This is a genomic window from Corynebacterium sp. KPL2850, from assembly GCF_040225855.1.
In the GTDB taxonomy this organism is placed as follows: Bacteria; Actinomycetota; Actinomycetes; order Mycobacteriales; family Mycobacteriaceae; genus Corynebacterium.
This window is the reverse complement of record NZ_JBEHFV010000007.1, coordinates 63,308-89,751: the sequence shown is the minus strand read 5'-3', so window position 1 is coordinate 89,751 and position 26,444 is coordinate 63,308. Positions and strand designations below refer to the sequence as shown.

22 protein-coding genes and 1 tRNA gene are annotated in these 26,444 nt (G+C 59.4%); 11 read left to right on the top strand and 12 right to left on the bottom strand.

The genetic code is table 11. The annotated features are described in order from the left end of the window. Nucleotides 1–87 precede the first annotated feature (87 nt). Nucleotides 88–903, top strand: a complete 816-nt coding sequence (locus ABRP93_RS03985; protein WP_349886990.1) for a hypothetical protein — start codon at nucleotides 88–90, stop codon at nucleotides 901–903. A 218-nt stretch (nucleotides 904–1,121) separates the two neighbouring features. On the opposite strand, the gene ABRP93_RS03980 is transcribed toward ABRP93_RS03985, so the two are convergent. From ABRP93_RS03980 to ABRP93_RS03965, 4 genes are read right to left on the bottom strand one after another with little or no spacing between them, the layout of a single operon-like run. Continuing rightward, complete coding sequence (locus tag ABRP93_RS03980) at nucleotides 1,122–1,496, bottom strand: hypothetical protein (RefSeq protein WP_349886989.1); 375 nt, start codon at nucleotides 1,494–1,496, stop codon at nucleotides 1,122–1,124. A 56-nt stretch (nucleotides 1,497–1,552) separates the two neighbouring features. After that, nucleotides 1,553–2,302 carry a succinate dehydrogenase/fumarate reductase iron-sulfur subunit gene (locus ABRP93_RS03975; protein ID WP_284771956.1) on the bottom strand — a complete coding sequence of 250 codons (750 nt, stop codon included), beginning with the start codon at nucleotides 2,300–2,302 and terminating at the stop codon, nucleotides 1,553–1,555. Beyond that, nucleotides 2,302–4,317 carry a fumarate reductase/succinate dehydrogenase flavoprotein subunit gene (locus ABRP93_RS03970; protein ID WP_349886988.1) on the bottom strand — a complete coding sequence of 672 codons (2,016 nt, stop codon included), beginning with the start codon at nucleotides 4,315–4,317 and terminating at the stop codon, nucleotides 2,302–2,304. The genes ABRP93_RS03975 and ABRP93_RS03970 overlap by 1 nt, the downstream gene beginning before the upstream one ends. A gap of 15 nt (nucleotides 4,318–4,332) precedes the next feature. Further along, entirely contained in the window at nucleotides 4,333–5,088 is a 756-nt protein-coding gene (locus ABRP93_RS03965; RefSeq protein WP_284628486.1) for a succinate dehydrogenase cytochrome b subunit, read from the bottom strand. 372 nt (nucleotides 5,089–5,460) lie between these two features. Between ABRP93_RS03965 and ramB the strand changes: the two genes are divergently transcribed. Next, nucleotides 5,461–6,870 (top strand): acetate metabolism transcriptional regulator RamB, encoded by a 1,410-nt coding sequence (gene ramB, locus ABRP93_RS03960; RefSeq protein WP_349886986.1) that lies wholly within the window; start codon nucleotides 5,461–5,463, stop codon nucleotides 6,868–6,870. A gap of 92 nt (nucleotides 6,871–6,962) precedes the next feature. Here the strand turns inward: ramB and lpdA are convergent, their stop codons facing one another. After that, nucleotides 6,963–8,375 (bottom strand): dihydrolipoyl dehydrogenase, encoded by a 1,413-nt coding sequence (gene lpdA / locus ABRP93_RS03955; protein WP_349886985.1) that lies wholly within the window; start codon nucleotides 8,373–8,375, stop codon nucleotides 6,963–6,965. Nucleotides 8,376–9,020: 645 nt separating this feature from the next. On the opposite strand from lpdA, the gene ABRP93_RS03950 reads away from it, so the two are divergent. The 6 genes from ABRP93_RS03950 to rfbA all read left to right on the top strand — a co-directional run bounded on the left by ABRP93_RS03950 (nucleotide 9,021) and on the right by rfbA (nucleotide 16,667). Further along, a complete protein-coding gene (locus ABRP93_RS03950) occupies nucleotides 9,021–10,100 on the top strand; it encodes an alpha/beta hydrolase (RefSeq protein WP_023025062.1) in 1,080 nt (359 codons plus the stop codon). A 39-nt stretch (nucleotides 10,101–10,139) separates the two neighbouring features. Next, a complete protein-coding gene (locus ABRP93_RS03945; protein ID WP_349886984.1) occupies nucleotides 10,140–11,465 on the top strand; it encodes a M1 family metallopeptidase in 1,326 nt (441 codons plus the stop codon). A gap of 153 nt (nucleotides 11,466–11,618) precedes the next feature. Continuing rightward, the gene (locus ABRP93_RS03940) at nucleotides 11,619–13,175 is read left to right on the top strand and encodes an HNH endonuclease signature motif containing protein (RefSeq protein WP_349886983.1); all 1,557 of its coding nucleotides are present in this window, start codon (nucleotides 11,619–11,621) and stop codon (nucleotides 13,173–13,175) included. A gap of 143 nt (nucleotides 13,176–13,318) precedes the next feature. Then, entirely contained in the window at nucleotides 13,319–14,314 is a 996-nt protein-coding gene (gene rfbB, locus ABRP93_RS03935) for a dTDP-glucose 4,6-dehydratase (protein WP_198010511.1), read from the top strand. Nucleotides 14,315–14,316: 2 nt separating this feature from the next. Then, complete coding sequence (gene rfbD, locus ABRP93_RS03930) at nucleotides 14,317–15,816, top strand: dTDP-4-dehydrorhamnose reductase (RefSeq protein ID WP_023025058.1); 1,500 nt, start codon at nucleotides 14,317–14,319, stop codon at nucleotides 15,814–15,816. 2 nt (nucleotides 15,817–15,818) lie between these two features. Further along, nucleotides 15,819–16,667, top strand: coding sequence for a glucose-1-phosphate thymidylyltransferase RfbA (gene rfbA, locus ABRP93_RS03925; protein WP_023025057.1), 849 nt, complete (start codon nucleotides 15,819–15,821; stop codon nucleotides 16,665–16,667). On the opposite strand, the gene ABRP93_RS03920 is transcribed toward rfbA, so the two are convergent. The 3 genes from ABRP93_RS03920 to ABRP93_RS03910 are packed head-to-tail and all read right to left on the bottom strand — an operon-like array spanning nucleotide 16,664 to nucleotide 19,231. Next, nucleotides 16,664–17,278: an MBL fold metallo-hydrolase gene (locus ABRP93_RS03920; protein ID WP_023025056.1), complete on the bottom strand. Its 615-nt coding sequence runs from the start codon at nucleotides 17,276–17,278 to the stop codon at nucleotides 16,664–16,666. The two genes, rfbA and ABRP93_RS03920, sit on opposite strands and share 4 nt — an antisense overlap. Further along, entirely contained in the window at nucleotides 17,278–18,363 is a 1,086-nt protein-coding gene (locus ABRP93_RS03915) for an S-(hydroxymethyl)mycothiol dehydrogenase (protein WP_284623986.1), read from the bottom strand. The genes ABRP93_RS03920 and ABRP93_RS03915 overlap by 1 nt, the downstream gene beginning before the upstream one ends. Before the next feature lie 52 nt (nucleotides 18,364–18,415). Beyond that, entirely contained in the window at nucleotides 18,416–19,231 is an 816-nt protein-coding gene (locus tag ABRP93_RS03910; RefSeq protein WP_349867510.1) for a GDSL-type esterase/lipase family protein, read from the bottom strand. Between the two features lie 151 nt (nucleotides 19,232–19,382). On the opposite strand from ABRP93_RS03910, the gene ABRP93_RS03905 reads away from it, so the two are divergent. Then, nucleotides 19,383–21,005: an AMP-binding protein gene (locus tag ABRP93_RS03905; RefSeq protein ID WP_349886981.1), complete on the top strand. Its 1,623-nt coding sequence runs from the start codon at nucleotides 19,383–19,385 to the stop codon at nucleotides 21,003–21,005. On the opposite strand, the gene ABRP93_RS03900 is transcribed toward ABRP93_RS03905, so the two are convergent. The 3 genes from ABRP93_RS03900 to ABRP93_RS03890 form a co-directional block, all read right to left on the bottom strand. Next, entirely contained in the window at nucleotides 20,989–21,465 is a 477-nt protein-coding gene (locus ABRP93_RS03900) for a hypothetical protein (RefSeq protein WP_349886979.1), read from the bottom strand. The two genes, ABRP93_RS03905 and ABRP93_RS03900, sit on opposite strands and share 17 nt — an antisense overlap. Nucleotides 21,466–21,554: 89 nt before the next feature. Continuing rightward, nucleotides 21,555–21,630 (bottom strand) — tRNA-Thr (locus ABRP93_RS03895). Between the two features lie 101 nt (nucleotides 21,631–21,731). Next, on the bottom strand, nucleotides 21,732–22,931 hold the full coding sequence (locus ABRP93_RS03890; protein ID WP_349886978.1) for a DNA polymerase III subunit delta': 1,200 nt from the start codon (nucleotides 22,929–22,931) through the stop codon (nucleotides 21,732–21,734). A gap of 37 nt (nucleotides 22,932–22,968) precedes the next feature. Here ABRP93_RS03890 and ABRP93_RS03885 point away from each other — a divergent pair, with 37 nt between their 5' ends. Both ABRP93_RS03885 and ABRP93_RS03880 read left to right on the top strand, forming a co-directional pair. After that, the gene (locus tag ABRP93_RS03885; protein WP_349853429.1) at nucleotides 22,969–24,501 is read left to right on the top strand and encodes an adenylate/guanylate cyclase domain-containing protein; all 1,533 of its coding nucleotides are present in this window, start codon (nucleotides 22,969–22,971) and stop codon (nucleotides 24,499–24,501) included. Continuing rightward, nucleotides 24,501–25,709 carry a DUF418 domain-containing protein gene (locus ABRP93_RS03880; protein ID WP_349886976.1) on the top strand — a complete coding sequence of 403 codons (1,209 nt, stop codon included), beginning with the start codon at nucleotides 24,501–24,503 and terminating at the stop codon, nucleotides 25,707–25,709. Before ABRP93_RS03885 ends, ABRP93_RS03880 begins: the two co-directional genes overlap by 1 nt. Here ABRP93_RS03880 and ABRP93_RS03875 read toward each other — a convergent pair. Further along, nucleotides 25,702–26,439, bottom strand: a complete 738-nt coding sequence (locus ABRP93_RS03875) for a hypothetical protein (RefSeq protein ID WP_349886974.1) — start codon at nucleotides 26,437–26,439, stop codon at nucleotides 25,702–25,704. The two genes, ABRP93_RS03880 and ABRP93_RS03875, sit on opposite strands and share 8 nt — an antisense overlap. Nucleotides 26,440–26,444 lie beyond the last annotated feature (5 nt).

The window sequence follows — 26,444 nt, the reverse complement described above, 5'->3', positions numbered from 1 at the left end:
CGTCTCGCCATAGTAGTCATTCTGGTTCATCTCCTTATGCGGGTTAGGTTCCCACACACAAACCATTAGACACTCTCCAGAAAAATCATGGCGGATGCCGATTCCCAGACCGTGGAGGCTAAATCCATGGAACGCGTTAAAGTCCAGTCCTACCGCCAATCCGAGACGCAAGTCGTCAGCGAACTGGTCCAACGAGTATCGAAGATGGGAATTTTCCACAATGTCGGCCGCAACCAACGCTACCTCAAAAAACATGTTATCCCGTGTTTCATGAGGCACAGCGGCATCGAGGCTTGGACTGAAAATGCGAAACAGTCTGCTGCAGCTCAACTAGCTGCCTATGTGCGGAGTATCTACGAAGACTTCAAACGAACCCCTACCTTAGAGCGCGCCATTGCAGCCAAGCCCCTTCCAGCTCAGCGCTCGATTCCAGTACCAAAGATTCATGAGCGGATAAAAATTGAGAAATCCACCAGCGCTTCAGGAGCAGGCTATACCAGAAAACACTTTTACGGTCCGTGGGATCGGGGACTATTCAACGCTGCACAGTTTGACTCGTTCAACGCGGAATACCGTCTAGCTTGTCTTCTCGATCTCGACCCAGATGTGGTTTGGTGGACAAGGCTCTATACCAACGACGGCGCCTGCGTAGCCTACACAGTCAACCAAAACTACTACCCAGACTTTGTCGTTCTTGATACCGATGGAGTGTATTGGATCATCGAGGCCAAAGCAGACAACGAACGAGGTGACGAAACAGTAGAAAATAAGAAAGCAGCAATGGAAGACACTCTACGAAAGCTGTACATGATTGACGACTTTGAAGATCAGACTTGGGAGTACATCTTAGCTTTCGAGACTGAGATCAAGAGCGCACAGTCTTTCGATGACTTAAGACCATAAATATTACTAGAGTTCTAGGCCGAATTCGGACCATGCCTCCCCAGAACTGTGTAAACATAGGGTGACGCGGGGAGGCATCGGCAAGCGCATGCTCTCCCCTGCTGGTCTGCTTAAGACACAAGCAACCCCCGCCTCCTGCATGGCTGACATGCGGTGGAGGCGGGGGTTGTGTGGAGTCAGTACAGAAACTGAGACGTTGCCTGAACTAGGCGTGCGACTTAGTTAACTCGGCCGGTTTCCTTGCGGTACTGGCGGTAGTACCGGCGTCCGAAATGAATGGTGCCGGCGGCGGCGATGGCCACCACAACCAGGGAAATGACGCCGATGGCGATGGTCAGGCTGTAGTTGCCATCACCTGCGGTGCCCAGCGGGGTGTCCCACACGCCGAGGCCCCAGATGAGGATGCCGGCTGCCGGCAGGCAAGACAAGATCAAGCCCATGCCGACCCACGTGGAGGTGCGGAGAAGGGAAGAGTGAGGAGCTGCGAAGGATACCGGGTCGTAGCCTTCGATGTAGTTGTCCTGAATCTTGCCGGAGAACTCCGGATACGTTTCGCTCTGGTAGTCAGCAACTACGTGGGTGTTATCGCTCATGGCTGAGTCTTTCTGTCTTTCTCTCGTTCCTAGTATTCCTACGGAATAACTCTAGCTTAGTCGTCCTTGCCACGGAAAGCAGCACGTGCACGTTCGCGGGTAACGGCAGACACTGCGGTCAGTGGGACGCCAGCCGGGCAGACATCGGCGCATTCACCGTAAAGGGAGCAGTGGCCGAAGTTGGATTCCAAATCAGCAACCATGTTGCGGGCACGGCTGCCGCGCTCTTCCTTACCCAGCGGCATCATGGACAGGTGAACCAGCTTGGCGCCGGTGAACAGGTGTGCCGCACCGTTCGGGCAGGCAGCAACGCAGGCACCGCAACCAATGCAAGCGGCGTGGTCCAGCGAGTACTCGGCGGTCTCGTGGTTGATGTGCATGGTATCGGCATCCGGTGCGGTGCCGGCATCCATGGATACGTAACCGCCCTGCTCCATCACGTGGTCCAGTGCGGAGCGGTCAACCACCATGTCCTTGATGACGGGGTACGCAGCGGAGCGGAAAGGCTCCAGCTGAATGGTGTCGCCATCGTTGAAGTTGAACAGGCGCTGCTGGCAGGCAGGGGTGTTCTGGCCCGGGCCGTGCGGGCGACCGTTGACGGTCAAACCACAGGTACCGCAGATGCCCTCGCGGCAGTCAGAGGCGAAAGCGAACGGCTCTTCGCCGCGCTCAATGTAGCCTTCGTTGACGTGGTCCAATAGCTCCAGAATGGACATCTGCTCGGAGGCATCATCCACCTGGACGGTTTCGAATTTACCTTCCTGGGTGGGTCCGGCTTGACGCCAGATCTCAAGTGTCAATTTCATTACTTGTAGTTCCTTGTCATCAGCGGGATCGAGTCAAAGTACAGGGGTTCTGCGTGGCGGATGAACTCGTTCTTGTTCGCGCCCGGCTCCCAGGCGGAAACGAAGCACCAGTTTTCGTCGTCACGCTCGGCTTCGCCTTCTTCAGAAAGGTGATCTTCGCGGAAGTGAGCGCCGCAAGACTCATCGCGGTCAAGGGCGTCGATGCACATGAGCTCACCCAGGTCCAGGTAATCGGCAACGCGCAGGCCGTATTCCAGGACTTGGTTCATGTCATTCGCCTCACCAGGGATGCGGACGTTCTTCCAGAAGTCATCGCGCAGGGCACGGATCTTCTCGATGGTGTCCTTCAGGTCATCGACGTTACGGGACACACCGCAGCCGAAGTACAGCAGGTCACCCAGCTGGCGGTGGTAGTGGGACGGACCGTGCGGGTCATCGCCCTGGACCTGCATCAGCTTATCGATGCGCTCCTGGGACTTCTGCACGGCTTCCTGTGCCTCAGCGGAATCCTCGGCCAGCTTGTCCTCGTTGAGGTGGTCAGCCAAGTAGTTCGGGATGGTAAACGGCAGGGTGAACCAGCCGTCAACGGAAGCCGAAAGCAGGGAGTTAGCGCCCAGGCGGTTCGCGCCGTGGTAGGTCCAGGAGCACTCACCTGCGGCGAAGAGGCCGTCAATAGAGGTCATCTCGTTGAAGTCGGTCCACAGGCCACCCATGGTGAAGTGGCAGGTAGGAGCGATGCGCATTGGGGTCTCGTAGGCGGACTCACCAATGGCCTCTTCATACATCTGAATGAGGTTGGAGTAACGCTCGCGGATCTTGTCCTTGCCCAGACGCTCGATTGCGTCACGGAAGTCAAGGTAGACCGAGTTATTCAGCGGTCCAACGCCCAGGCCCTTGTTGATCTGCTGGGAAATTGCACGGGAGGCAACGTCACGGGGAACCAAGTTACCGAAGGCCGGGTAGCGGCGCTCCAAGAAGTAGTCGCGCTCTTCCTCCGGAATGGTGTTGGGGTCGCGGTCATCGCCCTCTTCTTTGGGCGACCAGATGCGGCCATCGTTACGCAGGGACTCCGACATCAAAATGGTCTTGGACTGCCAATCGGAGTTAACCGGCAGGCCCGTCGGGTGGAACTGCACGAACGCCGGGGAAGCCAGGTAAGCGCCCTTGTCATAAGCGCGCATCATGGCGCTGGCGTTAGAGTTCTTTGCCAGGGTGGACATGTGGTAGACGTTGCCGTAACCACCGGTACCCAGGATGACGGCGTGGCCGGTGAAAGCCTTGAGCTCACCGGTAATCAGGTTGCGGGTGACGATGCCGCCCGCGCGCTTCTTGCCATTGTCATCGTAGGTGATGATGTCCTGCATATCGTTGTGGGCAAAAAGCTCCACATTGCCTAGGCCGATCTGACGATACAGTGCAGAGGTCGTGGACAGCTGCAGCTGCTGACCTGTTTGACCACGGGTGTAGTAGGTACGGGAGACCTGCACACCACCGAAGGAACGGGTGGCCAGGGTGCCGCCGTACTCACGGGCGAACGGAGCGCCGATGGCGTTCATGTGGTCGATAACGCGAACGGACTCGTTAGCCAAGCGCCAGCAGTCGGACTCGCGGCAGCGGTAGTCGCCACCCTTCACGGTGTCCTTGGTGTGGCGGTAAGCGGAGTCATTATCCACCTTCTTGGCGCGGGAGGCGTTGACACCACCCTGCGCAGCAATGGAGTGCGCGCGGCGTGGGGAGTCGTGGTAGGTAAAGACCTTGACGCCGTAGCCCAATTCACCAAGGGCTGCCGCAGCAGCGCCCGCAGACAAGCCGGTACCTACGACGAGGACCTCGAACTTGCGGCGGTTCAGTGGGGAGACCAAGTTCATGTGGTCAACGTGGTGAGACCACATATCCTTCATCGGCACGCCGTGCGGCTCCTGGGATTCCAGGATATTACCAGCGGAGACGCCCTCAACGATGGACTTTGGGTGCGAGAAGTTGGGGTGTTCACGCTTGAGTTCAGTAGTAGTCATGGGTTCCTATCTCCTTTAGCTGACCAAGCCCAGGGCAACGGACAAAGGCATAACGATGTTGCCGATGCATACAACGGCCGGGATGATGTACGCCAAGACCAAGAAGGTCTGACGCCATTTTGCACCGGTGATACCCAGGTCAGATGCGGCAAGGCGGATGCCGTGGGTCAGGTGCAGGAAGAGGCAGCACATTGCCAGCACGTAGAAGATGGTGACCGGCCAACGGCTAAAGGTTTCGATCATATTGGCCTTGACAGAACCTTCAACGAAGGCCTCTGGAGCAACCGGCTGTACGCCCAAGGTGAGGTCCAGCAAGTGGAAGATGATGAAGAGCAGCAGCACTACACCGGTTACCAGCATGGACTTGGTGGCGAAGGAATCCAGGCCACCCATCAGGTTGGTGCGCTTGAACTTGCCGCGGGATGCCTTGGAGCGGGAAGCCAAGGTAAAGGCACCGTAGATGTGGGCCAGAATTGCCACGATCAGCACGATGCGGATGATCCACAGGGCAGAGCCGTGCGGCAGCAGCGGTTCACCCATCGAGCGCAGGAACTCGCCGTACTCATCCAGTGCGGGCTCACCGTTGTGTGCCGGCATGTACAGCTTCAGGTTGCCAGCCATGTGGCCGACCACGAAAAGCGCAAAGAGCAAACCGGTGACGGCCATGATGAGCTTCAGTACCCACGATGGCGTTCCGGGCTGCTGACGAATTGGTTCATTAGTGATGTGGCCGTGAGCGATTGCCTCACGGTCCGGATTTCTTAAAGTCATGACACCTCCATAGTCGTACTTACCTTAACTGGGCTTAACCGCTGGTTACTAGTTATTTTCGAGCGGCCAATTGCTCCTGGTTCGCAAGCGCGACTAGGCGGTGAGATCTTTTAGGTAAGGGTAGCCTGAGAACAAGAATGTGAAAACGCTGTTACCTTGGGTACCTTCATTTCCGCAATGCAGATGTTTCATATTTGTAGCCCAAACTGTGAGCTTCGCCACTCCATGTTGCGCAAGTGATTAGTCCACCCCTTTATGTGTCAAACTTTCGCATGAAACCCCACAAACAGCGTGTCCAGGTAGCGAAGAGTCTTCACAAAATTTTCGCCATAAAGATGCACAGCCGCGCTCGCTACTAGTAACCTTTGGCGCATGAGTAAGACGTATGTGGGATCTCGCCTTCGCCAGCTTCGCCGTGAACGCGATCTCAGCCAAGCCTCCCTAGCTGGCACCCTCGGCCTTTCCGCCAGTTACGTCAACCAGATTGAACACGACGTCCGCCCGCTGACCGTGCCGGTTCTGCTGCGCATTACCGAGGTCTTTGGCGTCGACGCCACGTTTTTCTCCCGCGATGATGATTCCCGCCTCCTCGCCGAGATTCAGGACGTCATCCAAGACAAGGAGCTGTGCCCCTCCCCGGTGGAGCTCCAGGAGCTATCGGAGCTGGTGTATAACCACCCCACGGTCGCCCGCACGCTTGTCGATGTACACCGCCGCTACCGCAATGTGCGCGATAAGCTGTCGCTGGCTACGGATACGAGGAGGACATCGGAAAGCGCCGCTGCCCTATCCATGCCACACGATGAGGTGCGGGACTTCTTTTATGCCCGGCAGAATTACTTGGACGGGCTGGACCATCACGCAGAGGAGCTTGCCGGTGACCTCGGCGTTTCCGGGTTCGGCATTCGCGATACCGAAAAAGCGCTGGCAAACCGGCTGCGCGAGAAACACGGCGTAGAAATCGAGCTGACGGCGCAGATGGATGGCACGCTGCACCGCTTTGACCGCGAGAGCGGGCAGTTCACGCTCGCCTCGCGCCTGAGCGAGGGCCAACGCGCCTTCCGCATGGCCGCCGAGCTCGGGCTGCTCGAGGCCCAAGACCAGATCTCAGCGCTCGTGGCCGATGAACCCTTTACCTCTGATTCCTCCCGCAGCCTGGCCAAACGAGGCCTAGCCAGCTACTTCGCCGCCGCCACGCTCATGCCCTATGCCATGATGCACAGCGAGGCCGAGCGCGCCGGCTATGACGTGGAATACCTGTGCCAGGTCTTCGGCGTGGGATACGAGACGGTCGCCTCCCGGCTCTCCACCCTGCAGCGCGATAACCTGCGCGGCGTTCCGTTTACCTTCGTGCGCGTGGATCGCGCCGGCAATATGTCCAAGCGGCAATCCGCCACCGGCGTGCACTTTTCCAATAACGGCGGCACCTGCCCGCTGTGGAATGTCTACGAGACCTTCACCCGTCCAGGTGTCATCTCGCGCCAGCTCGCGCAAATGCCCGATGGCCGCAACTACCTGTGGATTTCCCGCGCCGTGCAGCACCACCAAGGACGCTACGGCGATACTAATAAGCTCTTCGCCATTGGCTTAGGCTGCGAGGCCCGCCACGCCGATCGCACGGTCTATGCGGAGGGCCTCGATCTCACCAATCTCCACGCCGCCACGCCCATCGGCCCTGGTTGTCGCACCTGCGCCCGGGAAAACTGTTCGCAGCGTGCTTTCCCTCCCATCAACGAAGCGATCGATATCGATGTCCACCGCTCGGCGGTCGCGCCTTACTAGCTGGTCTTTTTAGCCGCGCATAGAGAAACGGCACCGCGGTCCTCCTTCTTGGAGAACGCCGCGGTGCCGTTATGCAGTGTAGGGACGCTTGTTTAGAGGTTGATCATGTGGCCGCTGATACCCTCGGCGGCTTCCTTCATGGCTTCAGACAAGGTCGGGTGGGTGTGCACGTTACGACCGATTTCTTCAGTGGTCAGGTCGAAACGCTGTGCCAAGGTCAACTCAGGCAGGAGCTCCGAAACGTTGGAGCCCACCATGTGTCCACCGATGAGCTCGCCAAACTCGCCGTCAGCAACAAGCTTCACAAAGCCGGCGGTCTCATTCAGTCCGGCTGCCTTACCGTTTGCGGAGAACGGGAAGGTAGCAACCTTGATGTCCTTATCCGGGAACTTCTCCTTGGCTGCCTCTTCGGTGTAGCCAAAGGATGCGACCTGCGGGTTGCAGAAGGTAGCGCGCGGCATGTTGTTGTAGTCACCCAAGAGCTGGGTTTCTGCATCAGCAATGGTTTCTGCCGCTACAACGCCTTGAGCCTCCGCCACGTGTGCCAGCTGCAGCTTCGCGGTGACGTCACCGATGGCGTAAATGTGGTCAACGTTGGTGCGCATACGGTCATCGATGTCGATGGCACCGCGCTCAGTAAGCTCAACGCCGGTGTTCTCAAGGCCAAAGCCCTCAACACGCGGGGCAAAGCCGATGGAAATCATGGCGCGATCCACGGTCAAGGTGTCCTGCTTGGAACCGTCCTTGGATTCCACCTCAACGGTGACATCGTCGCCGTTGTCCTTCACAGAGGTGGTCTTGTAACCGGTCAGGAGCTTAACGCCAAGCTTCTTGTACTGCTTAGCAATCTCCTTGGATACGTCCTTGTCCTCGTTCGGCAGGACGCGGTCCATGAACTCCACGATGGTGACGTCCACACCGTAGTTGGCCAGCACATAAGCAAACTCCATGCCGATGGCGCCGGCACCCACGATGACCATGGACTTTGGTGCTTCCTCGTTCAGGATCTGCTCTTCATAGGAAACGATATTGCCGCCCAGTTCAACGCCAGGCAGGGACTTGACCACGGAGCCGGTGGCGATGATGCAGTCATCGAAGGTAACGGTCTTACCTTCGTCATCGCCCTCAGTAATCTCAATGGTCTTATCGTCCTTGAAGGAACCCAGACCGTTGATCTCGGTGATCTTGTTCTTCTTCATCAGGTAGTGAACGCCCTTGACGATGCCCGAAGAAACCTTGCGGGAGCGCTTGTGGGCTACACCGAAATCAAAGGAAGCATCGCCGGAGATGCCAAAAGCCTTCGCCTCGTGGTTGAAGGTGTGGGCTACCTCTGCATTCTTCAGCAGCGACTTGGAGGGAATACAGCCTACGTTGAGGCAGACTCCGCCCCAGTACTGCTTTTCAATAACAGCGACTTTCTTTCCAAGCTGAGCTGCGCGGATGGCGGCAACGTAGCCGCCAGGGCCCGCACCGAGTACTACTACGTCATAATGTTCGTTAGTCACGCCCTACAGGATACGTAACTTTGTCCTCAATGTCGCGTAATTGGTCACACTTGGGGGCACCCCACCCCAAGCCGCGGTGAGGATAGGGAAAGGGCCCTGCAAAGGGGGCATCGGCAAGCAGCAGATGCACCTCCGCAGGGCCCTTAAGCATTCGTGGACTTAAATCACGCCCAAGGATGCTAGCAGCTTGGAATATGCATCCATTGCAGAGTGGATGAATGGCCCAATGAATTCATTGAAGGACACGAGGGCGGAATCAAAAAGGTTCATTGAAGTTCTTTCTCTTGATGGGGCGCGAGTACACAAACTCGCTGCTTAGCTTTTCACACTAAAAGCACTAACGCAGCCGCTACTGATGTTATTACAGACACAAACCGCGTCACGCCGTGCTTCATTGGAAAATTATGACACAGGAACCTCAGCTGTCATAGCACTAGTTATCATTATTAGCGGAAAAGGCAATGAAAGTATGCCTACCCCCGCTACTCCCCCACATCAGCGAAAGTCTTTACCGGCAAGCATTTATTGGGCACTATTAATGGTTAGGTCTACATGTAGGAATACTGAATATACTTCCCTCAACATGCCGATTTTTCGCGGCCGAAGTATAGTTATCGAGTCCATTCCCCACTGGAAAGAAGCACCATGAAGCGTCTTAATTCTATCCTCGCGGCAGCTGCGGTTTGCACGGGCTTAGCTTATGCTCCCGTGGCGGGCGCAGCCGAGCTCACCCCGCAGCAAGTGGCGGGCGATACCGCACAGTCCACGATTTCCCCGCTGGAACCTACCCCGGAGATCGAGGGTAAGTCCTGGTACAAGAAGTACAAGGACGACGCACGCGTTGAAAAGCTCGAGGCAACCTCGCCGGCAATGAATGACCGGAAGATTCCGCTGGCCGTCATCCGCGCCAAGAGCGAAAACCGCCCAACCATTTACCTGCTCAATGGCGCAGGCGGAGCAGAACAAGACATGGATTGGCTGAAGCTTTCTGATGCCGTTGATTTCTACCACGAAAAGGACGTCAACGTCGTAGTCCCGCAGGCCGGTGCATTCTCCTACTACACCGACTGGATCTCTGAGCCGAATTCAGAATTCCTGCAGGGACCACAAAAGTGGGAAACCTTCCTGACCAAGGAACTGCCGGGTGCCATTGAAAAGCACATCAACGCGGATAACCACCGCGCCATTGCAGGCATGTCAATGTCCGCTACCTCTTCCCTGCTGCTGGCACAGCACAACCAAGGTTTCTACGATGCAGTGGGCTCATACGCAGGTTGTGCCGCTACCGCTTACCCGCTGGAGCGCCAGGCCGTAGAGCTGACCGTCAACCGTGGCGGCGGCAGCGTGGACCAGATGTGGGGCCCATATGGCTCCGAGACCAACCGTTATAACGACGCCATGATGAACGCCGATAAGCTGCACGGTACCGAGCTCTACATTTCTTCCGGTTCCGGCTTGGCAAGCGAAGAGGACACTTATAGCTACCTGCGCTCTATGGGTCTGAACCAAGAGGAAGCAGTACGCGGATCCTCCACCCTGCAGGTTGAGGGCGGCGGCATCGAAGCTGGAGTGAACTACTGCACCCACAACTTCAAGGCCAAGCTTGACCAGGCCGGAGTGCCAGCCACCTACAACTTCCGCAATACCGGAACCCACTCGTGGCCGCACTGGAAAGAGGATCTGAAGGATTCTTGGCCAGTTTTCGAGCGGGCATTCAATAGCTAAATTTCGGCTGCGCGTGACGGGCGGTAGGATCGCAATATTATGACATTGCTTCCTACCGCCTTTTCGCGTGCGCATACTGATCCTTATACCGGCGTGGACTTCAACCTTGGTTTTGAAGTCACCCACTACACGCTGGACTTGAACTACCGCGTGGAGCCTAACCTGCTGCAGGGTGAGGCCATTTTAAACGTGCGCGCGGTGGAAGAGCTGACCTCCTTCACTTTGGACCTCGGCGGGGCGATGGTGGCGCGGCGCGTGACCGCCAAGCACGCCCCGCGGGTGGCTAAATTCCGCCAATCTTCCGGGAAGCTGCGCCTGCGTTTTGCGTCCGAAATTCCCGCCGGTACCGAGTTTGAGCTGCATATTCGCTACGGCGGCAGCCCGCGCCCCATCCGCACCACGTGGGGAGAAATTGGCTGGGAGGAAACCGAATCCGGCTCGTTGGTGGCCAGCCAGCCCAATGGCGCGCCCAGCTGGTTCCCATGCGATGACACACCTTCAGAAAAGGCGACGTATGACATCATCATCACCGCTGATAGCCCCTTTACCGTCGTTTCCAATGGCGAATTGGTCTCCCGCAAGGCCGGCGGGTCGACCACCCGGTGGCACTACCGCACGCGCCACCCCATGGCCACGTACCTGGCAACGGTGCAGGTAGGCGAGTTTTCTTCTTATTCGCTGGGGTCTAATACCCAGGCGTGGGCGCCGGCGTTCTTGCGCGAGCGCGTGCGCGAGGAATTCTCCCGGCAGCAAGAGATGGTGGATTTCTTCTCCTCCATCTACGGGCCTTATCCCTTCCCCACCTATCAGGTCGTCATTACCGAGGATGAGCTGGAAATCCCCCTTGAGGCCCAGGGCCTGTCCATTTTTGGTTCCAACCACGTGAAGGGCGATCACGCCTTCGAGCGGCTCATCGCGCACGAGCTTTCCCACCAATGGTTTGGCAATTCCGTCGGCCTTTCTGAATGGAAGGATATCTGGCTCAATGAGGGTTTTGCCTGCTACAGCGAGTGGTTGTGGGGTGAGCACAAGGGTGGCGCGTCCGCGCGCGAGGCGGCGCGCTCGCATTACCAGGTCCTGACGCGCAAGCGCCAAGACATCAAGGTTTCTGATCCGGGCGCACGCGATATGTTCGATGACCGCGTGTACAAGCGCGGGGCCCTCACGGTGCACGCCATTCACCGGCTGCTTGGCGATGCCTTCTTCCCCACCCTCACCTCCTACCTCACCCAGCATCAACACTCCGTGGTTCAGCCCTCCGATCTCCTCTCGGCCTTCCGGGAGGCAGCGCCGGACGCCGCTCTTTTCGATGCCACCATTGCCGCATGGCTCGATGAAACCGCGTTGCCCAAGTTTCCGGACTAGTGGGTTTGGGCGCTGATTGCCGTGGTTTTGTTTGTGGGCGAGTCCGTTCGATTGGGGAATGTATAGTCTATTGACCAATTCTTTTCTTGCGGTTGCGCTGGTGTTTTATTGGATTACAATAGAACATGAAAGCGAAACAGGAAGGAGGGAACCATGGAAACTGCCAAGCATGCGAAAATCAATACAGCCATTTCAGATGTGGCTGCGGGGCTTACGCGTCTTCGCAACCTTATGCAGAATCCGGACGATCTCTCCTTCGAATTACTCCACCCCAACTTCGAGCATTTAGAACGGGCGCTGGGCAATAAATCCACCATCGATGCTGCCTTTGCCTTTATTGCAGAGCGCGATGATGCCGGCAGGCGGGTCGGCTCCTCTAAGGCTAAAGACTACTTAGTCGCCCGTCTTGGCCTCACGGAGTCCGAGGCCGTCGCACGCCTGCGCAATGGCAAGAACCTCTTTGCGCCCATCGAGGATCCGGAACCTACTCCCCCGCCAACAGACGACGAGCCGGATGCAGCCGCGCAAAAGAAAGCCGAAGAGGAGGCGCGCCGCCGTGCCGAACGTGAGCGCCGCGCGGAAGAAGAGCGCCGCAAGAAGCTCTTCGAGGAAGACCCCATCCCAGAGCGCGTCCTCAACCTCATTGAACGGGAGCTGCGCAACCTCAATAAGTTCGCGGTTCCTGGGCCACGGGAGCTACGCAATAAGGCCTTAGAAGAGGCTAAACGCCGCTCCTATGAGTCCCTGCGCGATTGGCTACGGCAGGCTATCCGCAAGGCAAATAAGCATGCCGTCGATCCCTCTGGGAAGCGCGACCCACACGCGGCCACCCGCAAGCGCCGCTTCAGCATTTCTAACCAAGATGCAGACGGTGGCGTGCACATCTCCGGTTACCTCGATGCCTCCGCCGCCGCTGTCTTGGCCAGCGCTTTCGCCCCTGCCAAGAATAAGGGCAGCGAAAGCCTGAGCCCCGAAGACGATACGCGCACCTATGCCCAGCGCATGGCAGATCAGTTGACAGCGGCGCTGGGGAGCTACTTGTCCGCAGGCCAAAAGAAATCGGACGGTCTCGGTTCCTTCTTCGTCGCCACCACTCTTGAAGAGCTACAAGCGATGAGCAGCGATACTCGCTTCACCACGAGCGTGGGAATCGACCTATCCCCGCTCGATCTTCTCCGCCTAGGCGCTGCGCAGCACGACTTTTTCTGCGCCGTTGATGACAAGGGCTTCCCGCTCGAGCTCGGGCGCACTAAGCGCACCGCTTCGCCGTGGCAAAAGCTTGCGCTCGCCGCCAATGAAATCGTATGCACCCACCCGGACTGCAACCGGCCGTGGCAAGACTGCGATGTTCACCACCTGCAGGCGTGGTCCCACGGGGGAGCCACAGACCTCCGGAACCTCACCCTGCTCTGCCGCCGGCACCACGTGGACAATAACGATAACCGCGATGGCCGCAATGGCATGGGGCATGCGGAAAGAGACCCAGAAACGGGCCGAGTGGGCTACCGCTCAGCGCATACCGGCGGGCTTTCACCCTCGGTGGAGCTCAATGACTCCCCTGCGGCAGAGCAAGCCCCGGCGCGCAAGCTCGCCGACCCGCCTGCTCAGCCTCATGAACCGGTGGATTCACCACCCAGTTCCCCGGCCGATTCGCCGCAACCTTCGGCGCAGGACTCACCACCTAGTCCGCCGCCTCCCGGCGCAGCGTGACCATGCCCTACCACCCACTCTCTACCGTGACTTCAGGCCGTACGATCATGTCGTGCGGCCTAGAAGTGCGTGTACAAGCGTTTTGGGGCTGGCCACGCGCAGCGCGTACACGGACTGCCCTACACTGGAGACTCATGCACACCATGCTCGTTACTGGCGGCGCCGGCTTCATCGGCGCCAATTTCGTGCGCCTCATGGCCAAGGTTCGCCCGGATACCCGCATCACCGTCCTGGATAAGCTGACCTACGCCGGCAACCGGGACAACCTTGTGGGCCTCGATGTGGAATTGGTGGAGGGCGATATCGCGGATGCCGCGACGGTGAATCCGCTCGTCGCCAAGGCGGATATCGTCGTGCACTTCGCCGCTGAGTCCCATAATGATAATTCCCTGCGGGATCCCTCCCCGTTTATCCAGACCAATGTGGTGGGCACCTATACCCTTCTGGAGGCGTGCCGAGCATACGATGTCCGCTTTCACCACGTTTCTACCGACGAGGTCTTCGGGGACTTAGAAATTGGGGCGGATACCAAGTTCACGGAGGATACCGCCTATGCGCCCTCCAGCCCTTATTCGGCCACCAAGGCGAGTTCCGATCACCTCGTGCGAGCATGGGTCCGGTCCTTTGGACTGCGCGCCACCATTTCTAATTGCTCAAATAATTACGGGCCTTACCAACACATCGAGAAGTTCATCCCGCGCCAAATCACCAATATCCTTTCCGGGCATAGGCCTAAGCTCTACGGCACTGGCGAGCAGGTGCGCGACTGGATCCACGTCGACGATCACAATGCGGCAGTGCTAAAAATCATCGAAGAGGGGCGGATCGGTGAGACGTATAATATCGGCGCTGACCAGCCGGACATAGATAATAAGCGCATCATCGAGCTGATCTGCGAAATCATGGGACATACCCAAGGAGGTCGGGCCCTGTACGAGCACGTGGCGGACCGCCCCGGCCACGACCAGCGCTATGCCATGGATGCTTCCAAGCTGCGCCGCGAATTGGATTGGCAGCCCCGTTATACCGATATCCGGGCGGGACTAGAAGATACCATCGCCTGGTATCGCGATAACGAAACTTGGTGGCGATCCCAAAAGGAATCTGTAGAAGCCCGCTATAAAGAGCAAGGACAGTAATTATGCAGGTACACAACACCGCCATTGAAGGCCTAAGCATCATTGAGCTGGACGTACACGGAGATAACCGTGGCTGGTTCAAGGAAAACTGGCAGCGCGAAAAGCTTGCTAAGGCCGCACCAGAGCTGGCTTCGTTCCAGCCGGTGCAAAATAATATTTCTTATAACCGCACCGGTGCTACGCGCGGGCTGCACGCTGAGCCTTGGGACAAGCTCATCTCCGTCGCGCACGGCAAGATCTTTGGTGCCTGGTGCGATCTACGAGAAGGTTCCGCAACCTTCGGCAAAATTGTCACCCATGAGGTGGGGCCGGAGACCGCCGTATTTGTACCACGCGGGGTCGCCAATGGCTTTCAAGCCCTCGAGGAAACTTCCTACTCCTACCTAGTCAACGAGCATTGGTCCCCCGAGGCACGCTATACCGGAACCAACCTCGACGCTGTGGAGTGGCCCCTCGAACCACGCGAGGTTTCAGAAAAAGACAAGCAACTGCCGGCGCTTGCAGATGTAGCCCCCATGCCACCCCGCAAAATCCTTGTTACCGGTGCGAACGGTCAGCTTGGCCGGGCACTGAAACGGGTCCTCAAGAATGCCGAATTCTGCACCCACGCGGAATTCGACATCACCAATCCCCCGCAGCGCCAGTGGAAACAATACGAAGCCATCATCAACTGCGCCGCCTACAACGACGTCAATGGCGCCGAGGATGATCGCGCCGCCGCCTGGGCCGTAAACGCCGAAGCGCCAGCCAAACTCGCCCGCATCGCTGCCGAAAACCAGCTGACCTTCGTACACGTATCCAGCGACTACATCTTCGATGGATCCAAGGAGCTGCACACCGAAGACGAGAACCCCTCGCCCCTATCCGCCTACGGGGCGTCGAAGGCCGCTGGCGAAACCGCCGCTCAGACTACACCGCAGCATTATGTTGTGCGCACCTCGTGGGTGTTTGGCGATGGCCCGAATTTCATCGCTACCATGCGCCGCCTCGCCGAAGCGGATAAGGAGCCGAAGGTCATTCATGACCAGCGCGGGCGCCCCACCTTCGCTGAGGATTTGGCCAAGGGCATCGCGCACCTCCTGCGCACCCGGCCCGAGTACGGAATTTATAATATCTCCAACTCCGGCGATACCGTCGGGCGCGATGAAATGGCGATGTCCGTATTCATCGGCCTGGGCCACGACCCCTCAGAGGTCACGCCGGTAAGTACCGAACAGTATCGGGAAATCGCCGGCCCCGAAGCACCGCGTCCCAAAGAATCGACGCTTGCCCTAGATAAAATCGAGGCCACGGGATTTTCCCCGCAGAATTGGCGGGCCGCCCTCGCCTTGTATCTCGCGCTGTACCCGAGCGTGCCCAGTGAGCCCAGCGAACCCAGCGAACCCAGTGTTCCTAGCAGTGCCGGTGAGCCCAGCGCTACTGGCGATACAAGCGAGCCTAGCGCCGAAGAAACCGCCGGAACCGCCAACACTACCGAAAACACCGAGGCCAGCGAGGAGTAGCGATGAAAGGCATTATCCTTGCCGGCGGATCCGGAACGCGGCTTTATCCCATCACTAAGGGCATCTCTAAGCAGCTCATGCCCATTTATGACAAGCCGATGATCTACTACCCTTTGACCACGCTCATCCAAGCGGGAATTCGGGAGATCCTCATCATCACGACCCCCGAGGACGCCGGAGCCTTTCAAAGGCTCTTCGGGGACGGATCCCAACTCGGGTTGATGATCGATTACGCCGTACAGCCCCGCCCAGAAGGATTGGCGCAGGCCTTTTTGATTGGGGAGGACTTTATTGGTGATGACAGCGTCGCGCTGGTCCTCGGCGATAATATCTTCCACGGTTTCGGCGGGGAGCTAAGCCAGTGCCGCAATCCAGAGGGCGGCATCATCTTTGCCTATGAAGTCTCAGATCCGCAGCGCTACGGAGTCGTCGAATTCGACCAAGCCGGCCAAGCGCTCAGCATTGAAGAAAAGCCGGCGGACCCACGGTCTAATCATGCCGTCGTCGGGCTGTATTTCTACGATAACTCGGTCATCGATATCGCTAAGTCCATCACGCCTAGCGATCGCGGGGAGCTCGAGATTACCTCCGTCAACGAGGCCTACCTGCGCCGCGGCGCGTTGAGCGTGCAGCGCCTCCACCGCGGCAGCGTCTGGTTGGATACCGGCACCGTCGATTCCATGAGCGAGGCCGCCGCCTACGTAGAGGTGATGCAGAAAAGGACGGGCATCGTCATCGGTTCCCCCGAGGTGGCGGCCTATGAAGCCGGATTCATCTCGCAGGCGGAGCTAGAAGCGCTAGCCCAGCCCCTCCTCAAATCCGGCTACGGAGAGTACTTGCGCGATTTTTAGTAGCCGCGCTCGATGTACTCGTCGATGCGCGCCGCTTCCGCGCCCACCGTTGTAGCATCGCCGTGGCCCGGCAAGACCTTCGTGTCATCCGGCAGGTTGAATACGACGTTGCGCAGGGATTCGATGATGACATCGAAGTCCGAGTACTTGCGCCCCGTCGCACCAGGCCCGCCGTTGAACAGGGTATCGCCAGACAACAGGGTGCCATCGACGTAGAGGACAACACAGCCCGGCGAGTGTCCCGGGGTGTGGTAGACGGTGATTTTCTCACCGTTGATGTCGAACTGGCCGTTATCGGCTAGGTCGATGTAGTGGGCATCGCCATTGGCCTCTTGCCACAGCATGTCATCGTCCGGGTGCATGTAGACATCCGCATCGAAGCGCTTCGCCGCCTCCGGCGCGAGCTCACAGTGATCGTTGTGCCCGTGGGTCAAGATAATGCCCTCAACCTTGCGATCGCCCACCAATTCCGCCACGGCATCGAGATCGTGGGAAGGGTCGACGATGTAGACGCTGGAGGCATCGCCTAGCACGTAAACGTTATTGTCCACGTCCCATTCGCCGCCGTCCAAGCGGAACTTGCCAGAAGTTACAGTGCTATCAATCTGCATTAAAATTCCACCACCGAACGCAGTACCTTGCCGTCCTTCATAGTTTGGAAGGCAGACTCGACATCGTCAAGCGCGATGCGCTCAGAAACGAACTTATCCAGCGGGAAGTTGCCGGCCTTGTGCAGAGCAACGTATGCGGGGAAGTCGCGCTCCGGCAAGCAGTCGCCGTACCAAGCCGGCTTGATGGAACCGCCGCGGCCGTAGAGATCGATGGCTGGGATGTCCACGTGGTCCGTCAGGTTAGGCACGCCCACCATCACCATGCGGCCGGCATGATCGCGGGAGTAAAAGGCCTGGCGCCACGTTGGCTGGATGCCTACCGCGTCGATGGAAACGTCCGTGCCGAAGCCGCCGGTGAGATCGCGCACCGCATCGATGACCTCCTGCTCCGACATGCCCTTCGAGCAAATGGTGTCGGTGGCACCGAATTCGCGCGCCGTCTCCAGCTTGGACTCGTCAATGTCTACGGCGATGATCTTCGCCGCGCCCGCCAGCTTCGCACCAGCAATCGCTGCCACGCCGACGCCGCCACAGCCAAAGATGGCTACGGACTCGCCCAGCTGGATATCGCCGGTATTGACGGATGCGCCCAGGCCGGCCATGATGCCGCAGCCCAGCAAGCCCGCAGCGGCAGGGTCCATCTCATCAACCTTCGTGCACTGGCCCTCGTGTACTAGGGTCTTCTCCGCGAAGGAACCGATACCCAACGCAGGGGTGAGCTCGGTGCCATCTTCCAAGGTCATGGCCTTGGAAGCGTTGTGGGTATTAAAGCAGTACTTGGGCTCGCCCTTCTTGCAAGCGCGGCACTCGCCGCACACTGCGCGCCAGTTCAGGACGACGAAATCGCCCTCCTCCACGTGGGTGACCGCAGAACCTACGGTCTCCACCACGCCTGCCGCCTCGTGGCCCAGCAGGAAGGGGAAGGCATCCTCGATGTCACCATCGCGGTAGGCCAAGTCGGTGTGGCATACACCGCAGGCCTGTACCCGCACGATGACGTCATTGGGGCCGGGATCGGGAACAACGATATTTACGGTCTCAACTTCCGCGCCCTTAGAGCGGGCAATAACAGCTTTTACAGTCATGTCCACAACCATACCTACATTTTCAATATGGCCGCGGTAATGAAAATGGTTGCTAGGAAGCGGCAATGACGTTGGCCGCGTGCTCGTGGCCGCGCTGGTTCATGTGAATAGGCAGGTTGCCGGGACCCGCCGTAAAGTCCACGAGACCTGCCCACATACGGTCATTCGCATTAGCGCACATGCCGTTATTACGGGTCGAGGGCTTCATGTCCAGGAATTGCACGCCGGTACGGGCCGCCAAATCAACCTGCATCCACTGCGCCTTGTTTTCGTAGTCCTGGGCCATGGGCAGGAAGGTCGAATCCAGCGGCGTCGGGCCAACGTGGACGAGGCAGTAGTGCGGCCCCGAACCGATGGTGGGGTAGCCCACGATCTGGATGCGGGCATTCGGCGCGGCGCGCTTAATCCGCTCAATCTGTGGGGCGGTGCGATCCGTGAATTCCCGGCGGATCTGATCCATGTTCAGATCGCGGTGGTTATAGGTGTCGTTGAAGCCGGTGGTAATCAGCACGCGCGCGGTATCTGGGGTCAGCGCGCCAGATCCGATGGCGGCATCCACCTGCTGCCAGATCTGCGGGCCGTTGGACATCGACACCGCACCAGCGCACGAGAAATCGCGCACCGGCAGGCCAATCTTGGCACCGGTGCGCTTCGCATAGTTGAAGGAAGTGGGGCAGTTCTCCCCGATCACCCGGGAGGGATTGAAGCGGTCCGCCAAGTATTCCCCGCCATTCGGATCCGCCATGACCGAGTCACCGAAGGAGACGAGATTGCGTTCTGCCGCGCTAGCCTGCGGCGCGGCCACCGCACCTACCACCGCGATCGCGGAAGCTACGACCGAAAATGCTTTGAGTTTTATGGATTTCATTGAGGAACCTTTTCTTCAAACCTTGTAACTTAAGTGTAGATTAGTCACTCCAGTAACATTTTTCGAGTTAGAAGCAACATCATCTTTTCTTCTAACGATATCGTTTGTAGTTATATTTTCGTTATCTTCTCTTTTCGGAGCTTTCTCTTCCATGAAATTGACTGATGTTCCCTTCCACGCCTCCGCGCTCAGCCAGTTCTTCCCTGCCCTCTTCAAGTCGGGGCTTATCACCCGGCAAGGCGGGCTTGGCGGGCAGCTCAAGCTCCTGCCCAACCTCGCGCGTTATCGCTTCACCACGGCGCGCGAAATTGAGCAGGCCTATTTAACCTGCCCGGATCGCCTCGCGCTTATCGATGACGACGGCACCCTCACCTACCGCCAGCTGCGATCCCACGCGCAGAATTTCGCCCGCTACCTGCAGTCCTTGCAGCTGACGGAAATCCGGCTGGGCGTCATGGCCCGCAACGGCCGCGGCATCATCATTCCCTTGGGCGCCAAGGGTTACGCCGGTGCCGGAATCTACCTGCTCAATGTCGGTTCTTCCCCAGAGCAGCTGGCCGGCTGCATCGAAGAAAATGGCGTCAACGTCCTCGTCATCGATGATGAATTCATCGACCGCGTCGATCCCAACCTCGATATTCCGGTCATCATTGCCCACGATACGGGGGCGAGCGATCTACCCACGCTCGAAAAGATCGTGAAGAATCCCCTGGATATCGAGCTGCCCACCTTTCCCAAGCACGGCCCCATCGTGCTGATGTCCTCCGGCACGACCGGCATCCCCAAGGGCATCATGCGCCCCGAGCCAACCTTGCCTGTCGTGCTCGCCTCCATCGTGGGCAATATCCCGTGGCGCGCCGATCAGCGCGTGCAGATGACGGCATCTATCTTCCACACTTGGGGCTGGGCCTGCATCAATATCGCCTTGGGGCTGCGCAATACCATCGTCACCCGCCGCGTTTTTGAACCGGAGCAGGTGCTTGATGATGTCCAACGCTACCGCCTCGACGGCATGCTCTCCTCCCCAATCTTTTTCAAGCGCTTGGTGGATCACGATCCCGAGGGTTCCTTCGATACCTCCAGCCTGAACTTCATCGCCTCTGCCGGCAATGCCCTTACCCCGCAGGTGGTCAAGGACACCAATGCGCGCTTCGGCCCCATCCTGTGCAACGTTTATGGTTCCACGGAGCTTGCCCTAGCCTCAACGGCCACGATGGACCAGGTCGCAGAAAACCCCGATGCGGTGGGCAAGGTGGCCAATGGCACCAAGCTACGCATCCTCGATGAGGAGGGCTACCCCGTTCCCCGCGGCGAGGTGGGCGAAATCTACCTCACCAATTCCACCGCCATGACCGGCTATACCAACCCCAAGCTCAAGCTCAATCGGATCGATGGATTGTTGTCGATCGGCGATCTGGGGTACATCGACAAGCAGGGCTTCCTCCACGTCGTGGGCCGGGCCGATGACATGATCATCGTGGGCGGCGAGAATGTCCACCCCCAGTCCGTGACCGAGGTGCTCGAGGCCATGCCCGGCATCGATGAGGTGCACGCGGGTGGCGTGGAGGATAGCGAGACCTTCAGCCGCATCGCCGTATGGGCGGTGCCTACTGCCGATGCCGCCGGCCGCGATCTGACTGCCGATGCCATCCGTGCCTGGGTGCACGAAAAGCTCGCCGAGCACTCCGTGCCCCGCGATGTGCACTTCCTATCCAAGCTGCCGCGCAATGCCACCGGCAAGGTGGTTCCGCGCCTGCTTAAGCACGGCGACTAAGTTTTTCAATGCCCCACCACATCGGTGGGGTAAAGAGCACGGCAAAAAGCCAATAAATCAACCAGAAGCTGCCGTTTAGCCCTACAACCGCGATGCTAACTATAAGGATCGCAGCCGTCACCGCACTGGCATATACGCATTTTCTTAAATTATTATCGGACTGATCTCCAGACTCGGTTTTCGACCTCCCGCTGAGTTTCCGATCCACTGCGCGGATGATATCGCCACCAAAGACCAGCGAAAATGCGATATAAAAAGCTGCGAAACCGTGCATGAATCCCGCTTCGCCGTCATTATGCATAGTGAAAAATGAGAAAATTAACAAGACTATGTCAATAATTGGCGTAGCGATAAAAAATGCCAGTCCAATTCTTGGGGCTTTAACGATGTATCGGAGAACACCGCCCAGAATAAGGCACGCCCAAAAGAGGATTTCTGCTGCGACGGTAGCAATAAGCAATGTATCGTCCGCTCTCTCATCGAGGCCATATAGCCTGCTTCTATTGAAGGAGAGTTTACATTAAGGAAGAGAACCCGCACATATAAAAATGGAGCCGCCTGCGAGAATCGAACTCGCGACCTTTTCATTACGAGTGAAATGCTCTACCGACTGAGCTAAGGCGGCGCGCTGTATAAGCAGCACTGGCGATTCTATCGCAGGGGTGGCGCGGAAAAGAAATCGGGGCTCAGGGTCGGTTTTTGGCGGGCCGGCGCTAAAGACCGGCCCTAGAGGCAGGCCCGCCGCATCCTGCCCACCAAGCCGTCGAAGGCAATCTGCGTGCCCACGTTCTGGGTCAGCTGCTCGCGGCAATAAGAAATGGCGGACTGGCACTCCAAGAGGCCCTCCTCGCTCACCCGCTGCGCCAGCTCGCCAGATAGCCCCGCGAAGTCCGGGTGGGTCATCTCCACCTGCGCGCCCACCTTTGTCATCAGCGCGTCGCGGTAAATTCCGGAGAGATCGACGAGCACCAAGTCGAGGTTATCGATGACCCGTCGCTTCGCCCGCTTCTTGTGCTGTTCTTGTAAGTCCTTGATGGCGGAGCGGGCATCGCGCTGCGCCTTCGCCGCGCCCTTGCCCTTCGCGCCCACGCCAAAGGTATTTTCCAGCTTGGCCAGCTCCGCTTCCTCTTCCTCCTTGTGCGATTCCTTCGCGTCCGCATCCACCAGCTTAAGAAGCGAGGTCACCGCCTGAAAGCCCTGGGATTCGTGGAAGATGTCTTCCGCCAGGTTGATGGCCACCGCCCGTCTTTTTTGCACCGTAGGATCTGCCACCAAGTGGCGCGCCCTGCCCACGTGGCGCAGGGAGGTCACGGCGGCGAGGCGGGCATCGTGATCCGAGGCGCCTTCGCTCACCAACTGCGCAACGATATTTTCCACCGACGGCGAGGGGATGTACAGGTGCCGGCAGCGCGAGCGGAGGGTCTGGGAGAAGTCCTCGGGGGCATCGGAAGGCGCGCACATGATGATCACGGTGCGCTCCGGCGGCTCCTCCACCGTCTTCAGCAGCGCGTTGGCGCCATTATTGTTCAGGCGATCCGCGTTATTGAAGATCACGACGCGCCACGGGGCGACCGTGGGCAAGCTCGCGGCGCGCCCGATGACCTCGCGCACCGTATCCACCGGGATGATGACCTCCTGCGGGTCCACCAAGACCAGGTCCGTGTGCTGCTTAGTCTCCAGCACGGCGCGGCAGGCCTCGCATTTTCCGCAGCCCGGCTCCTCCGGATCCGTGCACATGAGCGTGGCCGCGAAATCGATTGCGGCCAAGGAACGCCCGGAACCGGGCGGACCGGTAAAGAGCCAGGAATGGCTCATCGCCCGCGGATCTGCCCCCGGCATCCCCCGCGCCGCCCGCGCGGCACCCAAGATAGTGCGGGCCACACCTGGGGTATCTGCCAATCGTTGCGCAACGCTTCCCGTATTCACTCGCTCTAGCCTACTGGTCTTACTACAGTAAGTAGTTATGAACAGACTATTGCGTGGCGCTCGTTGGCTTATGGGAACCCAATGGCCGGTATACGCTGCCTTGGTCTTGGGCGCCAATATCATCGGCGCCATCGCGATCATGACCTTTATCCTCTATTTCCTGCCCATGCCGGAAATCGAGGACTTTGCCGCCGAGCTGCCCAACCTAAAGGGCGTGGCGGCGGTCTATCTCGTCTTTGCGGTCATCATCGGCATCGCCGCGACCCTGCTGCTCTTCCGCCCCGTGCTGGACTGGCAGCGCAATCCCGATGCACACGATCCGAATATGGTGCGCACCCTCGTACTGCGCATCCCTGTGTACCAATCCCTGGTCGCGGCCGCAGTCTGGCTCATCGGCATCATCTTGACCGTGGCTATCTCCAGCGGGCAATCCGGGCGCCTCGGGCTCGTCGTGGGTGTCTCCACCACCCTGGCGGGCCTGGTGGTCATTATCTTGACCTACCTACAGGCCGAGCGCCTCGTGCGACCCGTCGCAGCCCAGGCCGTCGCCCGCCGCTTCGAAGATTCCACCGTCGAACCGCCCATCAAATACCGCCTGTTTTCCACCTGGCTGATGACCTCCGGCGTACCGCTGCTCGGCATCGTGCTGGTGCTGTTGGGGCAGCACACCGGGCTTTTCTCTGGCGATGCCAGCGAAATCATCCCGGCTATCGTGGCGCTGGCGCTCACCGCGCTGGCCACCGGGTTTATCGGCACCAGCTTTGCCATCATGAGCGTGGTCGATCCCATCGTGGAGCTGCAGGATGCGATTAACCGCGTGCGCCGAGGCGAGGCCGATGCCGAGGTCGATATTTACGATGGATCCGAGCTCGGCGTCCTGCAGGCCGGTTTCAATGAGATGATGCGCGGGCTGCGCGAGCGCCAGCGCGTCCGCGATATCTTCGGCCGCTACGTAGGCACCGAGGTGGCCCAGCGCGCCCTTGATGAGCGCCCAGAATTGGGCGGCGAGGACCGCAAGGTCGCGGTGCTGTTTATCGATGTCATCGGTTCCACCACCTTCGCTGTCAACCACTCCCCCGAGGAAGTGGTCACGGAGCTCAATAAATTCTTCGAGCACGTCGTAACGGTGGTGCACCGCAATAAGGGCATCATTAATAAGTTTCAGGGCGATGCCGCCCTCGCCGTTTTTGGCGCACCGCTCAATGTGTACGACTCGACCTCGATGGCCCTGCAGGCCGCCCGCGAGCTGCGCGGGGAATTGCGCGGGCTCGAGCTGCAGGCCGGTATCGGTGTCGCCTCCGGCCACGTGGTGGCAGGCCACATCGGCGGCGCGGATCGCTTCGAGTACACCGTCATTGGCGATGCCGTCAACGAGGCCGCCCGCCTGACCGAAATGGCTAAGGACACCCCCGGCCAGGTCCTGACCAACGCCGCCACCCTAAAGACGGCCAACGAGGCCGAGCAGGCCCGCTGGACCGTCATGAAATCCATTGAGCTGCGCGGGCGCCGCCGCATGACCCAGCTGGCCCGCCCCATTCGCGCCAGCCTGGCAGAACGGTGCGAAATCTAGTGGCCAGAACCCGCCTCATCGTGCCCGATGCTGCGCGCGGAATGGCGCTTTTAGGCATCGCGATAGCGAATATGACCACCGCGTGGATCATCACTGAGGACCGGCCGGGCGCGTATTTCGGCGGCATCCTCGATGACAGCGTGCTCGATAAAATCGCCGTCGTCTTCGGCGCTTTCTTCGTGCACAATCGCGGCCTGCCCATGTTTTCTACCCTGCTGGGCTTCGGCGTGGGGCTTATTGCGATGAGCCTGTGGCGGCGGGGATTTCCGCTGGGGGAGGCAAGGAGGGTCATCGCCAAGCGCTATGGCTTCCTCGCGCTGCTAGGGGCGGTGCACATGGTGCTGCTGTTTTGGGGCGATATCATGTTTGTCTATGGCATAGCGGGCATAGTCATTGCCCTGCTGCTCACGCTGCATAATTCTACGCTGCGCAAGATTTCTCATATCGCGCTCGGGGTGCTGACGGTGCTCGGCATCGCCGCGTTTATTTTCTCCGCGGTTGACGGCGGGCTCAATATCCCCGTCGATGCCATTGGCACGGTAAATTCCTATGGTGACCTGCTGCTGAGCCAGCTTCTCACCCTAGGCGCGCAGATCATCTCCGCCCCGCTCATCGTGCTGATGTACCTACCAGTCATGCTGGTGGGCTTTGTGTGGGCGCGCGAGGGCGTGCTTGCCGATGTCCCCTCTCACCGCCCCCAACTCCTGCGCTGGGTGGCCATCGCCGCCGCCGTAACGCTGGTCATTGGCACGCTGTGGTCCTTGGGCACCCTCGGGGTAATCGATCAACGTTGGGCGAACGCCGCCAGTAGCGCCAATTCCACCCTCGGCGTGCTGACCGGGCCGGGCATCCTCGCCGGGCTCGCCCTTATCTTGCAGCCCGTGCAAGAGCGCCTAGCCGCAGGCGCCTCCGTGCCCGCGCTCTTGTGGCCCTTCGTCGCGCTGGGTAAGCGATCCATGAGCGGTTACGTGGGCCAGTCGATACTATTTTTCCTGCTCGTGCACCCCTTCACGCTGGACTTCGGCCACGAGCTTGGTGCCTTTGGACAAGCCGGGCTCGCCTGCGGCGTGTGGCTGGTGACCGTAATCGGCGCCTGCGTGCTCGAAGCGCTGGGCCTGCGCGGGCCCTTCGAGGTGGTGCACCGCCGGCTATCTTATGGCCCGAGCATGCAGCCGGAGCGGAGCTTACCTAGTCAGGGCCTTACCTAGACAGGGCATCGACTAGCAGGAAGTGCCCCAAGGCAAAGGCGCCGGCCTCCGCCGCGCCCACCGCCTTGGCAGCCCTCGTGGGCTTGGCATGTTTCTTGTTCTTCTGGGACCCGGCTGCTGCTATTCGCGCCCGCAGCGCCGTCAGGCCTTCCGCCGCAACCAAAAGGTTCGCGCCGTGGCTCAAGCCCTTCGTCGCATCGGTGCGCAGGCGCGGATCGCTCGCCAGCGCCGAGGTGGTCAGCACCGCCGCGCCGCCCACCGCTACCGCGGTCCGGGTGGGCTGTTTGCGCGTGGCAAAGAGCGCCGCCGCCCAAGCGATGGCGCGCAGGCCCCAACCGCGGGCATCGTTGCGCGCGCCGCGCCGGTAGAGCACCCACGAATACGCCGCGTGGCTAGCGGTTACGCCGGCCACACCAAGGAGGGAGGGGCGGTGCAAGCGGCGCGTCTTTTCCACCTGGCCCACCGCGCCGGCCAACAAGGCGGGGCTCAGGGTGGGGTCCTGCGCCTCCGCTGCCAATAGCGGCAAAAGCGGCGTGCTCGTTACGGCGTGTGCCTTCTTCCAGCCAAAGAGACGGGACCATACCGTAGACTCGCCTAGCGCTAGGTACGCGAAGCGCCGCCAGCCCCGCGGCGTGCGCCGGGCTGGGTCGGTGACATCAGCAAAAGTTTCAGACACCGCGCGGGTCAAGGCCGCGGTGCCTTCCTCGGTGCGGGCAAGAAAATCATTCATGCCCG